The 13,131-nt window shown below is 72.9% G+C and carries 12 protein-coding genes; 8 read left to right on the forward strand and 4 right to left on the reverse strand.

The genetic code is table 11. The features are described from left to right. Nucleotides 1-6: 6 nt before the first annotated feature. Entirely contained in the window at nucleotides 7-1,482 is a 1,476-nt protein-coding gene (locus tag AC3IYJ_RS12280; RefSeq protein WP_489401345.1) for an HtaA domain-containing protein, read from the reverse strand. A 121-nt stretch (nucleotides 1,483-1,603) separates the two neighbouring features. Here AC3IYJ_RS12280 and AC3IYJ_RS12285 point away from each other — a divergent pair, with 121 nt between their 5' ends. The 6 genes from AC3IYJ_RS12285 to efeU all read left to right on the forward strand — a co-directional run bounded on the left by AC3IYJ_RS12285 (nucleotide 1,604) and on the right by efeU (nucleotide 8,202). Next, a complete protein-coding gene (locus AC3IYJ_RS12285) occupies nucleotides 1,604-2,620 on the forward strand; it encodes a heme/hemin ABC transporter substrate-binding protein (RefSeq protein WP_489401346.1) in 1,017 nt (338 codons plus the stop codon). Between the two features lies 1 nt (nucleotide 2,621). Beyond that, nucleotides 2,622-3,728 carry a FecCD family ABC transporter permease gene (locus tag AC3IYJ_RS12290; RefSeq protein ID WP_489401347.1) on the forward strand — a complete coding sequence of 369 codons (1,107 nt, stop codon included), beginning with the start codon at nucleotides 2,622-2,624 and terminating at the stop codon, nucleotides 3,726-3,728. Beyond that, nucleotides 3,728-4,657 (forward strand): heme ABC transporter ATP-binding protein, encoded by a 930-nt coding sequence (locus tag AC3IYJ_RS12295; protein WP_489401348.1) that lies wholly within the window; start codon nucleotides 3,728-3,730, stop codon nucleotides 4,655-4,657. The genes AC3IYJ_RS12290 and AC3IYJ_RS12295 overlap by 1 nt, the downstream gene beginning before the upstream one ends. A 187-nt stretch (nucleotides 4,658-4,844) precedes the next feature. Next, nucleotides 4,845-5,984 (forward strand): iron uptake system protein EfeO, encoded by a 1,140-nt coding sequence (gene efeO, locus AC3IYJ_RS12300; protein WP_489401349.1) that lies wholly within the window; start codon nucleotides 4,845-4,847, stop codon nucleotides 5,982-5,984. Between the two features lie 35 nt (nucleotides 5,985-6,019). Next, nucleotides 6,020-7,324, forward strand: coding sequence for an iron uptake transporter deferrochelatase/peroxidase subunit (gene efeB, locus AC3IYJ_RS12305; protein ID WP_489401350.1), 1,305 nt, complete (start codon nucleotides 6,020-6,022; stop codon nucleotides 7,322-7,324). Nucleotides 7,325-7,341: 17 nt separating this feature from the next. Continuing rightward, nucleotides 7,342-8,202, forward strand: a complete 861-nt coding sequence (gene efeU, locus AC3IYJ_RS12310) for an iron uptake transporter permease EfeU (protein ID WP_489401351.1) — start codon at nucleotides 7,342-7,344, stop codon at nucleotides 8,200-8,202. Nucleotides 8,203-8,215: 13 nt separating this feature from the next. On the opposite strand, the gene AC3IYJ_RS12315 is transcribed toward efeU, so the two are convergent. The 3 genes from AC3IYJ_RS12315 to AC3IYJ_RS12325 all read right to left on the reverse strand — a co-directional run bounded on the left by AC3IYJ_RS12315 (nucleotide 8,216) and on the right by AC3IYJ_RS12325 (nucleotide 10,534). Further along, entirely contained in the window at nucleotides 8,216-8,806 is a 591-nt protein-coding gene (locus AC3IYJ_RS12315; RefSeq protein ID WP_489401352.1) for a GNAT family N-acetyltransferase, read from the reverse strand. Further along, nucleotides 8,806-9,663, reverse strand: coding sequence for a PhzF family phenazine biosynthesis protein (locus tag AC3IYJ_RS12320; RefSeq protein WP_489401353.1), 858 nt, complete (start codon nucleotides 9,661-9,663; stop codon nucleotides 8,806-8,808). Before AC3IYJ_RS12320 ends, AC3IYJ_RS12315 begins: the two co-directional genes overlap by 1 nt. Nucleotides 9,664-9,763: 100 nt before the next feature. After that, the gene (locus AC3IYJ_RS12325) at nucleotides 9,764-10,534 is read right to left on the reverse strand and encodes an SDR family oxidoreductase (RefSeq protein WP_489401354.1); all 771 of its coding nucleotides are present in this window, start codon (nucleotides 10,532-10,534) and stop codon (nucleotides 9,764-9,766) included. Nucleotides 10,535-10,643: 109 nt separating this feature from the next. Between AC3IYJ_RS12325 and AC3IYJ_RS12330 the strand changes: the two genes are divergently transcribed. Next, nucleotides 10,644-11,981 carry a Bcr/CflA family multidrug efflux MFS transporter gene (locus tag AC3IYJ_RS12330; protein WP_489401355.1) on the forward strand — a complete coding sequence of 446 codons (1,338 nt, stop codon included), beginning with the start codon at nucleotides 10,644-10,646 and terminating at the stop codon, nucleotides 11,979-11,981. A 72-nt stretch (nucleotides 11,982-12,053) separates the two neighbouring features. Beyond that, nucleotides 12,054-13,073, forward strand: coding sequence for a small ribosomal subunit Rsm22 family protein (locus AC3IYJ_RS12335; RefSeq protein ID WP_489401356.1), 1,020 nt, complete (start codon nucleotides 12,054-12,056; stop codon nucleotides 13,071-13,073). The last annotated feature ends 58 nt before the right edge of the window (nucleotides 13,074-13,131 follow it).

A 13,131-nucleotide genomic window follows, 5' to 3' on the forward strand; every position in this document is an offset into this window, starting at 1 on the left:
CCGCGGTCAGTCCCGCTGCGCGGGCTCGGCGGGGGCGGCGGCGGCGGCTGCGGCCTCCGCGGCTCCGGTGTCCACCGCTCCGGCGGCCTCGGCGGCCTCCGTACGGCGCTTGCGCACCACCAGGAAGGCGGCTCCGCCGGCCAGGACCAGTACGGCCACCGCGAGGGCGGCGTAGAGGCCGGTGTTCGAGGTCTCCTCCGCCTCGGCCGCGGCGGCCGGGGCCGGGGTGGCGGGGGCGGACGGGGTGGCCGTGGAGCCGAGGTTCGGCAGGGCCGGGAGCTTGGCGGCCCCGTCGAGGGCGACGGCGAGCGAGACGGGATCCATCTCGGTGCCGGCTTTGTACATGGAGTCGAAGGCCTGCGCCCCGCCCTCGGTGAGGGTGGCCGGGGCCTCGGTGAGGGTGGCGAGGCCGCCCTCGGTCTTGAGGCCCTTGGCGTCGAACTCGACGAGCGGGACCGCGTTCCTGGTCTCCGTGCCCGTGGTGACATCGGCGGAGAGGACGCCCTTGCCGTTCTCCACCTTGACGCCCACCTTGCCGAGCTTCAGGTCGAGATGGGCTCCGGTGAAGTGGAGGGATCCGGCGAAGGCGGCGTCGAGCGTGCCCTGCGCGGCGTCGTACGCGCCCTTGCCCTGCGGGAAGCGGAAGAGGGCTCCGCCGTCCTGCGCGCCTTCGGAGAGCTCCCACTTGCCCTGGCCGATGGAGCCGGAGACGTACTCGCGGAAGGTGCGCCGTACCCCCCAGTCCACGGCGGCGTCGGTGAACGCCCCGGCGCCCTGCGGCGCCTGGGAGGCGCCGGGCGACTCGGCGGCCGGGGTCTGCGGCGTCTGCAAGGACTGTTCGGCGGCAGCGGGGGCCTTGACGTCGACGGACAGGGAGACGGGGTCGAGCTGGGCACCGGCCGCGTAGTAGCCGGCGAAGGCCTTGGCGCCCTGGTCGGTGAGGGTGGCCGGGACGTTGGTGAGGACGATGGGGCCGGCGCCGCCCTTCATGTTCAGCCCGCCCAGGCCCAGTGTGGCGAAGGGCACTTGGGAGGCGGTGGTGACCGCGCCGCTGTCCTTGGCCTTGCTGGAGACGTCCGCGTAGAGGGTGCCGCTACCACCGTTGATCTTGATGGTGGGGCGGCTGACGCTGAGGTCGAGCTCGTACGTGCCGTCCGGCTTCTGGTGGCCCTGGAAGGCCACGCCGCCACTGAAGGAGGCTTGCAGGGCGCCGCTGTCCGGGTCGTAGGAGCCGGTCGCCGAGTGGAAGCGGAACAGGCCGCCGCCGACGGTGGCGGCGCCGTTCCTCAGCTTGAACCCGCCCTTGGCCACCGGGCCGGTGACATAGCTCTGGAAGGAGGATTTGATGCCCCAGTCCAGCCGGCCGCCCTCCACGGTGCGGCCCGCGGCCTGGGCGGTGGTCGCCGGGAGCAGGGCTCCCAGCAGGGCCACCAGGCTCGCCAGCAGGGCGACCGCGGACGCACGGGTGGGTCTTGCGGACATGAATGTCCCCTCCAGGGGCTAGCGAGCAAAGTTAGGCTAACCTAAGCTACATCCGGCCGGGTGTGAAACCCCCCGGCCCCGGAATCTCGAACCCCAGTCGGACGATCAGGACGGTGCCTTCGTGCCTACGCCCGCCGCGTCACACCGCGTGTCCCGCCTCGCCCTCGCCGTGACCTCCCTGGTTCTGGCACTCGGCGTGACGGCCTGCGGAGGTACGGCCGCCCCCTCCCACTCGACCGGAGCCGGCGCCGCCGTCCCGGACCGGGTGGAACCGCTCGCCGAGACGCCGGCTCCCGTCCTGCCGGCGACCGTGACCTCGGCCGACGGCGCCCGGGTCACCATCGCCTCCGCGGACCGGGTGGTCCCCCTGACCGGCAGCCTCAACGAGATCGTGTACACCCTCGGACTCGGTCCCAAGGTCGTCGCCCGGGACATCACCGCCACCTTCGAACAGGCCTCGGACCTCCCCGTGGTGACGCGGGGCCACGACGTCTCCGCCGAGAGCGTGCTGTCGCTGCACCCGACGCTGGTCCTGGCCGAGACCACCTCCGGCCCCGCCGAGGCGATCCAGCAGATCCGCGACGCGGGGGTCCCGCTGCTCGTGGTCGCCCCGGCCAAGTCCCTGGACGACGTGGCGAAGCGGACCGACGCGGTCGCCGCCGCGCTGGGCGTCAAGGACGCCGGGACCCGGCTCAACCAGCGCACCGCCGAGCGCATCGCCGCCGCCCGCAAGGGCCTGCCCGACACCGGGAAGAAGCCGCGCGTGGCCTTCCTCTACCTGCGCGGCACCGCCTCCGTGTACCTGATGGGCGGCTCCGACTCCGGTGCGGGCTCCCTGCTGGACGCGGCCGGCGCGGTGGACACCGGCCCCCAGTCGGGGCTCGGCAAGGACTTCACCCCGATCACCAGCGAGGCCCTGGCGGCCGCCGCACCCGACGCGATCCTGGTCATGTCCAAGGGCCTGGAGTCCGTGGGCGGGGTGGACGGCCTGGTGAAGATCCCGGGCGTCGCACAGACCCCGGCCGGGATGGACCGGCGGGTGATCAGCGTCGACGACGGGGTCCTGCTGAACTACGGCCCGCGCACCGACCAGGTGCTGACCTCTCTGATCAACCAGCTCTACGGCAAGGTCTCCTGACGTGACGACCTCCTACGACCAGCCTCCGTCGGCCGGGCTGAAGGACCCCGGGGCCCCGCCCCGGACCCGGGTCCCCGCCCGTCGGCGCACCCCCGTACTGCTCACCGGCGGGCTCCTCGCCGTCCTCGTGCTGCTCGCGCTCGTGTCCGCCGGGGCCGGGGCCTACGAGATCCCGCTCGGGGACGTGCTCGGATCCGTGCAGCACCGCCTCGGGCTCGGCGGCGCCGGCCTCGACCGGGTCGGCGAGAGCGTGTTGTGGAACGTAAGGCTGCCCCGTGTGGTGCTCGCCCTGCTCGTCGGAGCCAGCCTCGGGTGCGCCGGCGCCCTGATGCAGGGGGTGTTCGGCAACCCCCTGGCCGAACCCGGGGTCATCGGCATCTCGGCGGGCGCCGCCGTGGGCGCGGTCGCCGCGATCGGGCTCGGCCTGAGCTTCTTCGGCAACTGGACCATCACCGCCTGCGCGTTCGTCGCCGGGCTCGTCACCGTCGGCTCGGTCTACCTGCTCTCGCGCAACGGCGGCCGGACCGAAGTCGTCACCCTCATCCTCACCGGCATCGCCGTCAACGCCTTCGCGGGCGCCCTGATCGGCCTGTTCGTCTTCTTCGCGGACAGCGGCCAGGTCAACCAGATCACCTTCTGGCAGCTCGGCTCCCTCGCCCAGGCCACCTGGCCCAAGGTGCTCGCCGTCCTGCCCTGCGCCCTTGCCGGACTGCTGCTCGCCCCCTTCTACGCCCGCAGGCTGGACCTCCTGGCCCTGGGCGAACGCCCCGCCCGGCACCTCGGCGTGGACGTCGAGCGGCTGCGGCTCGCGCTGATCCTCGTCGTCGCGCTGCTCACTGCGGCGGCCGTGGCCGTCGCCGGGATCATCACCTTCGTCGGGCTCCTCGTCCCGCACCTGCTGCGCATGGCCAACGGCCCCGGCCACCGCTTCCTGGTGCCCGGCAGCGCGCTCGCCGGAGCCGTGGTGCTGGTCGCGGGCGACCTGGCCGCGCGCACGCTGGCCCAGCCCGCCGAGCTGCCGCTCGGCGTGCTGACCGCCCTGCTCGGCAGCCCGTTCTTCTTCTGGCTGCTGCGCCGTACCCGTCGCAGGCAAGGGGGCTGGGCGTAATGGCCCTCGACTTCAGCCGACTGCGGCGCGCCAAGCGTGCCGTGCCCGCCCGCCCGGCCCCCGGCGCGCCGCTCGCCGAGGCCGCGGAGCTGCACGTACGGCTCGGGCAGCGCGAGGTGCTCGCCGGGATCGGGCTGATCGTGCGGGCCGGTGAGGTGCTGGCCCTGGTCGGGCCGAACGGCGCGGGCAAGTCCACCCTGCTCGCGGCGCTGTCGGCGGACCTTCCGGCGGCCTCCGGGGCGGTACGGATCGACGGGCGGCCGGTGGGCGACTGGTCGGCCCCGGAGCTGGCCCTGCGCCGGGCGGTACTCCCCCAATCGGCCGCACTGTCCTTCCCTTTTCCGGTGGAGGACGTGGTCCGGATGGGCCGCGCCCCCTGGGCGGGCACCCCGCTGGCCGAAGCCGACGACGAGGCGGTGGCCGCCGCGATGGCCGCCACCGAGGTCTCGGGCTTCGCGGCCCGTTCCTTCTCGGCCCTTTCGGGCGGCGAGCGGGCCCGGGTCGCGCTGGCCCGCGTACTGGCCCAGCGGGCCCCGCTGCTGCTGCTCGACGAGCCGACGGCGGCGCTGGACCTGCGCCACCAGGAGCTGGTGCTGCGGATCTGCCGGGAACGGGCGGCGGCCGGCGACGGGGTCGTGGTGGTCCTGCACGACCTGGGGCTGGCGGCGGCGTACGCGGACCGGGTCGCGGTGCTCAACGAGGGCCGGATCGCGGTCGACGGACCGCCCGCCGAGGTCTTCGAGGACGAGCTGCTGAGCCGGGTCTACCGGCAGCCGGTGGAGGTGCTCCCGCACCCGCGCACCGGGGCGCCTCTGGTGGTCCCCGTACGGGACGAGCCGGCCGCCGACCGGGGCGCCGCACCGGCGACGGCTGCCGGAGGCAACCATTCCGCAGTGCGGAACGATCACCTGAACTTGACCTCCCCTTGACCTTTCCGTGGGCCTGGCATGGGGCACCCGTGATGACCCCGTGTCCGGCGGCCGAATGTGTGGGCTGAATCACTGGACGGGCGGGTATTGGTCAGGTAAGCCTCGGTTAAGTTAGGTCCGCCTCACCCGGCCGCCCCCACCTGATCGGGGCGGCCGTCTGTCGAACGCCAGACCGCCAGGAGCCCACATGCGTCCCGCCCGCCTCACCGTCCTCACCGCGGCCGCCGTGGTGGCCGCCCTCACCGCGGTCACCGGCTGCTCCGAGAAGAGCGACGCGTCCGGCGACGGCGTGATCCACGTGACGGCCACCGACACCTCCTGCGAGGTCTCCGCGAAGGAGTTCCCCGCGGGCAAGGTGCAGTTCGAGGTCGCGAACAAGGGCGAGAAGGTCACCGAGCTCTACGTGCTGTTCCCCGACGACCGCATCGTCGCCGAGCGCGAGAACATCGGCCCCGGCACGCAGGCCAAGATCACCGCCGAGATCAAGCCCGGCGACTACGAGATCGCCTGCAAGCCCGGCATGAAGGGCGACGGCATCCGCCAGCAGGTCAAGGCCACCGGCCAGGGCGCCGCCGAGAAGCGCAGCCCCGAGCTGGACGCCGCGGTCGCCGCCTACCGCAAGTACGTGCAGGAGCAGGCCGACGAGACCATCCCGAAGGTGAAGACCTTCACGGACGCCGTCCGCGCCGGCGACATCGAGGGCGCCAAGAAGGCCTTCGCCCCGTCCCGCACCGGCTGGGAGCGCACCGAGCCGGTCGCCGAGTCCTTCGGTGACATCGACCCGAAGACCGACACCCGCGAGGACGGCCTGGAGCCCAGCCAGAACTGGACCGGCTGGCACCGGCTGGAGAAGTCCCTGTGGGCCGACAACAAGATCGGTGACGAGGAGAAGAGCCTCGCCACCCAGCTCGACACCGACCTCGCGGACTGGCAGAAGCGCGTCGGCACCGCCGAGATCACCCCGACCTCCATGGCCAACGGTGCCAAGGAACTGCTCGACGAGGTGGCCACCGGCAAGGTGACCGGCGAAGAGGACCGCTACGCCCACACCGACCTGGACGACTTCAAGGCCAACGTCGAGGGCGCCCAGAAGGCGTACGAGCTGCTCAAGCCCACCGCGGCGAAGAACGACGCCGCCCTGACCGCCGAGCTCGACAAGCAGTTCGCCGCCCTGAACACCCTCCTGGAGAAGTACCGCAACGGCCCGGGCGCCACCGACTTCATCTCGTACGACAAGGTCGGCGAGACGGACCGCAAGCAGTTCTCGGACAGCGTCAACGCCCTGGCGGAGCCGCTCTCGAAGCTGGCCGCCGCGGTGGCCAAGTAGTTCCGGCAACAGGCAGAGCAGGCGGGAGATCCGGAATGAGCGAGTCAGTGTCCAAGCCCGAACAGGGACCCGAGCAGGTGTCCGAGCAGGTATCCGAGGAGCAGCAGGCCAAGGGTGCGCCCTCGCGGCGCTCCGTCCTCGGCTGGGGCGGTGCGGGCCTCGCGCTCGGCGCCGCCGCGGCCGGTGGTACGGCCCTGGCCCTCACCAAGGACTCGGACATGGTCTCGGCGGCCTCCGCCGGCGCGGCCGTGCCCTTCCACGGTGAGCACCAGTCCGGCATAGCCAGCGCCGTCCAGGACCGGTTGCACTTCGCGGCCTTCGACGTGAAGACGAAGAGCCGCGACGAGCTGGTCAAGCTCCTCAAGGACTGGACCGAGGCGGCCCGGCTGATGACGGCCGGCCACCCGGTCGGCGAGGGCGGCTACGGCGGCCTCCCCGAGGCCCCGCCGGACGACACGGGCGAGGCCCTGGGCCTGAAGGCCTCGCGCCTGACCCTGACCATAGGCTTCGGCCCCGGCCTGTTCGCCAAGGACCGCTTCGGCCTGGAGGGCAAGCGCCCCGAGGCGCTGGTGGACCTGGAGGCGTTCCCCAAGGACAACCTCGACCCGGCGCGCAGCGGCGGCGACCTGTGCGTCCAGGCCTGCGCCGACGACCCGCAGGTCGCGGTGCACGCCATCCGCCAGCTCGCCCGCATCGGCTTCGGCAAGACCGCGGTGCGCTGGTCGCAGCTCGGCTTCGGCAAGACCTCGTCCACCACCCCGGACGCGCAGACCCCGCGCAACATGATGGGCTTCAAGGACGGCACCCGGAACATCTCGGGCACCGACAACGCGGCGCTGGACAAGCACGTGTGGGTCGGCGCGGGCGACGGCAGCGACTGGCTGACCGGCGGCTCGTACCTGGTCGCCCGGCGCATCCGGATGCACATCGAGACCTGGGACCGGACCTCGCTCGGTGAGCAGGAGGACATCATCGGCCGCGACAAGGGCGAGGGTGCTCCCGCGGGCAAGTCCAAGGAGCGCGACGAGCCGTTCCTGAAGGCGATGAAGCCGGACGCGCACGTCCGCCTCGCGCACCCGGACACCAACGACGGCGCGACGATCCTGCGCCGCGGCTACTCCTTCACCGACGGCACGGACGGACTGGGCCGCCTCGACGCGGGTCTGTTCTTCCTCGCCTACCAGCGCGACGTCCGCAAGGGCTTCGTGCAGATCCAGCGGCGCCTGTCGAAGAACGACTCGCTCAACGAATACATCCAGCACGTGGGTTCGGCCGTCTTCGCCGTCCCGCCGGGCGTCCGTGACAAGGACGACTGGTGGGGCCGGACGCTGTTCGCGTAGGGCGGGGAGGAACGAACGTGTTCAGCAACTATCTGATCGGTCTGCGCGAGGGGCTGGAAGCCAGCCTCGTCGTCTGCATCCTCATCGCGTACCTGGTGAAGACCGGCAACAAGAACAAGCTGGCTCCGCTGTGGCTGGGCGTCGGCATGGCCGCCGCCCTGTCGCTGGCGTTCGGTGCGGGCCTCGAATTCGGCACGCAGGAGCTGGACTTCAAGGCGCAGGAGGCCATCGGCGGCTCCCTGTCGATCGTTTCGGTCGCCCTGGTGACCTGGATGGTCTTCTGGATGAAGCGCACCGCGCGGAACCTGAAGAGCGAGCTCCAGGGCAAGCTCGACGCGGCCCTCGCGATGGGCACCGGCGCGCTGGTGACCACGGCGTTCCTGGCCGTCGGCCGGGAGGGCCTGGAGACCTCGTTGTTCGTGTGGCGTTCGGTGCACGCGGCCGGTGACGGCGCGGGCCCGCTGATCGGCGTGCTGCTCGGCATCGGATCGTCGATCCTGCTGGGCTGGCTGTTCTACCGGGGCGCGCTGAAGATCAACCTGTCGAAGTTCTTCACGTGGACCGGCGGCATGCTGGTCGTGGTCGCCGCGGGCGTGCTCGCGTACGGCGTGCACGACCTCCAGGAGGCGGACTTCCTGCCGGGGCTGGCGAACAAGGCCTTCGACATCAGCGACACGATCCCGCCGGACAGCTGGTACGGGACCCTGCTGAAGGGCACCTTCAACTTCCAGCCGGACCCGACGGTGCTCCAGCTCTCGGGATGGGCGCTGTACCTGGTCCCGGTGCTCGTCCTCTTCCTGGCCCCCACGCTGATCAAGCGGGACAAGGCGGAGCCGGCCAAGGCGGAGCCGGCCAAGGCGGAGGCCGGCCGCTCCTGAGCGACGCGCTCCCTCACCAGAGCCGGTCGACGGTCCCCGGGTAGAGCGGGACGCGGATGCCGGTGAAGGCCGTACGGACCTGGTCCGTACGGCCTTCGTCGTCTCCGGCTCCGGCTCCGGCGAAGAAGGCGGCCAGGACGGTCTTGTCGAAACCCGGGGCGTCCGTGGCGAGCGGGTCCCGCGGGGTGCCGCCGACGAGGACAGTTCCGGGCAGGACCTCGAAGCCGGCGGCCCCGTAGAAGGGGACGAGGTCGCGGTCGCAGCTGAACAGCGCCAGGTCCACCGCCGGATCGGCGGCCAGCTCGGCGCGGGCCGCCGCCACCAGCCGGGCCCCGTGGCCGCGGCCCCGTGCGTCGGCCCGGGTCACCACCCCGCTCAGCCCGGCCGCGCGGTACGTACGGCCGTCCGCGAGCCGGACCGGCTTGTGGAGCAGCGCCAGCGAGGCCAGGACGCTGCCGTCCTCCTCCAGCAGCAGCACCGTCTTCGGGTGCAGCGCCGGGTCGTGGCCGGGGGCCGCGCCGGGCCAGGCCTGCGCCTCCAGGGCCGCCACCTGCGCGGCGAGCTCTGCGGGCAGGTCCCCGGGCCCGTGCACGACGATCCGCATCAGGCGATCCTGGCTCCCGCTCCGCCCACCCGGACCCGGGGGTCGCCGGAGCGCAGTTCCACCGTCAGGAGGCTGGGGCGGCCCATGTCCGCGCCCTGGTGGAGGGTGAGGACCGCCTCGGCCGGGACCAGGCCGAGCTCGCGCGCGTACGCCCCGAAGGCGGCCGCGGCCGCGCCGGTCGCCGGGTCCTCGACGACCCCGCCGGGCGGGAAGGGGTTGCGTACGTGGAACTCCGCCGGGCCCGCCCGGTGCACGAGCTGGACGGTGACCAGGTCGAGGCGCCGCATCAGCGCCTCCAGCCGGGCGAAGTCGTAGTCGAGCTCGGCGAGCCGGGCCCGGGTGGCGGCGCCGAGCACCAGGTGGCGGGCTCCGGCGTAGGCGATCCGCGGCGGGAACTGCGGGTCCAGGTCGGCGGCCGGCCAGTCGAGCGCGGCCAGTGCCTCGGCGAGGTCGGCTCCGTCCAGCTCCTCGGTGTGCGGTTCGACGCTGGTCAGGGTGGCCCGCAGGCCTTCGCCCTCCCGGGTCACCGAGACCGGCACCGTGCCCGCGCGGGTGGCGAAGACCAGCTCGCCGGGGCCGATCCGCTCGCCCAGGGCCACGGCGGTGGCCACCGTGGCGTGCCCGCAGAAGGGGACCTCCGCCTTGGGGCTGAAGTAGCGCACGGTGAAGGCCCGGCCGTCCGTGCCGCCGAGGTCCTCGGGCGGCGCGGTGAGGAAGGCCGTCTCGCTGTAGCCCAGGTCGGCGGCGATCTTCAGCATGGCGGCGTCGTCCAGTCCGGACGCGTCGAGCACGACCCCGGCGGGGTTGCCGTATGCGGGGTCCTGGGAGAAGGCGGTGTAACGCAGTACGTCGGTCATGATCACCTCAACCCCCGCCCCGGAGCCCGCATTCCCGGGTCCCGGCCCGATCCGGAGCCCGGTCGGGACCGGACCGGCACCCGGTCCGCAAGGGGCTCCGTCAGCCGCGCCCGATGTACGGCATCGCGCTCGCCATCACCGTCGCGAACTGCACGTTCGCCTCCAGCGGCAGCTCCGCCATGTGCAGCACCGTGCGCGCCACGTCGGCGGCGTCCATCACGGGCTCCACCGCGAGCTGTCCGTTGGCCTGCAGGATCCCGGTCTGCATCCGCTCGGTCATCTCGGTGGCCGCGTTGCCGATGTCGATCTGTCCGCACGCGATCCGGTACGGACGCCCGTCCAGGGACAGGGACTTGGTCAGGCCGGTCATGGCGTGCTTGGTCGCGGTGTAGGCGATGGAGTTGGGCCGCGGCACGTGCGCGGAGATGGAGCCGTTGTTGATGATGCGGCCGCCCTGCGGGTCCTGTGCCTTCATCACCCGGAAGGCCGCCTGCGCGCAGAGGAAGGACCCGGTGAGGTTGACGTCGACCACCGAGCGCCAGGCCTCGTAGGTGATGTCCTCCAGCGGGACTCCGGCCGGGCCGAAGGTGCCCGCGTTGTTGAAGAGCAGGTCGATCCGCCCGTGGCGCTCGCGCACGGTCCCGAAGAGCGCGCTCACGTCGGCCGGATCGCTCACGTCGGCCCGTACGCACAGCACGTCGCCCTCGGACCCGGCGGCCCTGGCGGCCGCGGCGGTCTCCTCCAGGGGCTCCGTCCGGCGGCCGGCCGCGGCCACCGACCATCCGGCGGCGGCGAGGGTGAGGGCCACGGAGCGGCCGATTCCCGAACCGGCTCCGGTGACTACGGCGATCTTGTTCACACGTGCGTTCATGGGGCCGCAGGTTACGTCACATCGGACATCCGCCCCGGGACGTTCCGATAGCTGAGAGCATGGCCCCATCAGGGGGTGTGAAGAAGCTATAAGAAGACTGGAGTTTCGTATGTCGGAGAGAGGCCCAGCGGCGGCCCCCGCGACGGAATCGTCGCCCGCAACCCCCTCCCCCACCAACGCCACCGCCCCCCTGAAGGCAGCCCGCCGGACCGGACTGCTCGTCACCTTCATCCTCGGCGGACTGAGCGCCCTCCCCCCGCTGTCCATGGACATGTACCTGCCGGCGCTGCCGGCGGTGACCAGCGCGCTGAACAGCCCGGCCGCGACCGTCCAGCTCACCCTCACCGCCTGCCTCGCCGGCATGGCACTGGGCCAGCTGGTCATCGGCCCGATGAGCGACAAGTGGGGCCGGCGCCGGCCCCTGCTCATCGGCATGGTCGTCTACGTGCTCGCCACCGCGATCTGCGCCTTCGCCCCGACCGCCGGACTCCTCATCGGCTTCCGGCTGCTCCAGGGCCTGGCCGGCGCCGCCGCGATCGTGATCGCGCGGGCCGTCGTGCGCGACCTGTACGACGGGGTCGAGATGGCCCGCTTCTTCTCCACGCTGATGCTCATATCCGGCGTGGCCCCGATCATCGCCCCGCTCATCGGCGGCCAGATACTGCGCTTCGCCGACTGGCGCGGGGTCTTCGTCGTCCTGACCGTCATAGGCACCGTCCTGACCCTCACGGTCTGGCGCAGGCTCGACGAGACGCTGCCGCCCGAACGGCGCCAGACCGGCGGCGTCGGCGCCGCGCTGCTGACCATGCGCGGGCTCTTCGCGGACCGCGTCTTCACCGGCTACACCCTGGCCGGCGGGTTCGCCTTCGCGGTGCTCTTCTCGTACATCTCCGCCTCGCCCTTCGTGGTGCAGGAGATCTACGGTGCTTCGCCCCAGACCTTCAGCATGCTGTTCGGCGTCAACTCCGTCGGCCTGATCGTCGTCGGCCAGATCAACGGCAAGCTGCTGGTCGGCCGGGTCAGCCTGGACAAGGTCCTCGCCGTCGGGCTCGCGATCATCACGGCGGCCTCGGTGGCCCTGCTGCTGATGTCGGCCGGCGCCTTCGGCGAGGTCGGGCTGTTCCCGATCTGCGCCGGGCTGTTCGTACTGATGTCGGCGATGGGCCTGGTGCTGCCGAACACCAACGCGCAGGCCCTGATGCGCGCCCCGCACGCGGCCGGCTCGGCCTCCGCGCTGCTGGGCACCTCTTCCTTCCTGGTCGGGGCCGTGGCCTCGCCGCTGGTCGGGATCGCCGGGGAGGACACGGCGGTGCCGATGGCGCTCGTACAGCTGACGTGCGCGCTGCTGTCGGTCGGCTGCTTCCTGGGGCTGTGCCGGCCGTGGCGCTCCGCGCCCGAATCCGGCTCGGCCGAATCCGGCCCGGCAGGGGGCACCTCCCAGCGGTAGCCGGGTGAGTTCGAGGCGCGGGGGTCCGGGGGCAACGCCCCCGGCGCCCGCGCCTCGCCGTAAACTTCGCGGGTGAACCACTCCGCACCCGCACCCACCACCGCCGAAACGCTGCGCGCAGCGCTCGCCGGGCTGCTCGACGGGCTCCCGCAGAAGCAGGCCACGGCCGCCGTCGAGCGACTGATCGCCAACTACCGCGGCCAGATCCCGACCAATGCGCCCGTGCTGCGCAACCGCTCGGACGTGGCGGCCTACGCGGCGTACCGGATGCCGGCCACCTTCGAGGCCGTACGGTCCGCCCTGCACGGCCTCGCCGCGGCGGCCCCGCAGTGGACCCCGGGCACGCACGTGGACGTCGGCGGCGGCACCGGATCCGCCACCTGGGCGGTGGACTCCGTCTGGGACGGCCCGCGCGAGACGACGGTGCTCGACTGGGCGGACCCGGCGCTGGTCCTGGGCAAGGAACTGGCGGCGGCCTCCCACTCGGACACGCTGCGCGCCGCCCAGTGGCGGCAGGCCGTCATCGGGACCGGGCTGGAGCTCCCCGACGCGGACCTGGTGACGGTCTCCTACGTACTGGGCGAGCTGACCCCCGAGGCCCGCCGCGCGGTGGTCGCCGAGTCGGCGCGCGCCGGGCAGGCCGTGGTGCTGGTCGAGCCGGGCACCCCGGAGGGCTACCTGCGCATCCGCGAGGCCCGCGAGCAGCTGATCGAGGCCGGGCTGCGGGTCGCGGCGCCCTGCCCGCACGACGAAACCTGCCCGATCGAGGTCGGCAAGGACTGGTGCCACTTCTCGGCCCGGGTCAGCCGCTCCTCCCTGCACCGGCAGGTCAAGGGCGGCTCCCTCGCGTACGAGGACGAGAAGTTCAGCTACGTGGCCGCGACCCGCTTCCCGGTGCGGCCGGCCACCTCCCGGATCACGCGCAGGCCGCAGCTCCGCAAGGGGCTCGTCCAGCTGGAACTGTGCGGTCCGGTCGGCGCCGACACGCCGGGCCTGACCCGGGCCATCGTGACCAAGCGCCACGGCGACCTCTACAAGGCGGCGCGGGACATCGACTGGGGCCAGGAGTGGCCGCCGGCCGAGGAGGGCTAGGCGTTCCCTGGGGAGGGGACCCGGCTGCCGGGTCCCCTCCCCAGGACCTCGCCAGGGC

The organism is Streptomyces sp. GL_140 (assembly GCF_057834465.1).

Excerpts from the sequence above, each read along its gene's own strand:
- AC3IYJ_RS12280 (WP_489401345.1), bottom strand. The coding sequence starts at position 1,482 with ATGTCCGCAAGACCCACCCGTGCGTCCGCGGTCGCCCTGCTGGCGAGC.
- AC3IYJ_RS12295 (WP_489401348.1), top strand. The coding sequence starts at position 3,728 with ATGGCCCTCGACTTCAGCCGACTGCGGCGCGCCAAGCGTGCCGTGCCC.
- efeO (WP_489401349.1), top strand. The coding sequence starts at position 4,845 with ATGCGTCCCGCCCGCCTCACCGTCCTCACCGCGGCCGCCGTGGTGGCC.
- efeB (WP_489401350.1), top strand. The coding sequence starts at position 6,020 with ATGAGCGAGTCAGTGTCCAAGCCCGAACAGGGACCCGAGCAGGTGTCC.
- AC3IYJ_RS12315 (WP_489401352.1), bottom strand. The coding sequence starts at position 8,806 with ATGCGGATCGTCGTGCACGGGCCCGGGGACCTGCCCGCAGAGCTCGCC.
- AC3IYJ_RS12320 (WP_489401353.1), bottom strand. The coding sequence starts at position 9,663 with ATGACCGACGTACTGCGTTACACCGCCTTCTCCCAGGACCCCGCATAC.
- AC3IYJ_RS12325 (WP_489401354.1), bottom strand. The coding sequence starts at position 10,534 with ATGAACGCACGTGTGAACAAGATCGCCGTAGTCACCGGAGCCGGTTCG.
- AC3IYJ_RS12330 (WP_489401355.1), top strand. The coding sequence starts at position 10,644 with ATGTCGGAGAGAGGCCCAGCGGCGGCCCCCGCGACGGAATCGTCGCCC.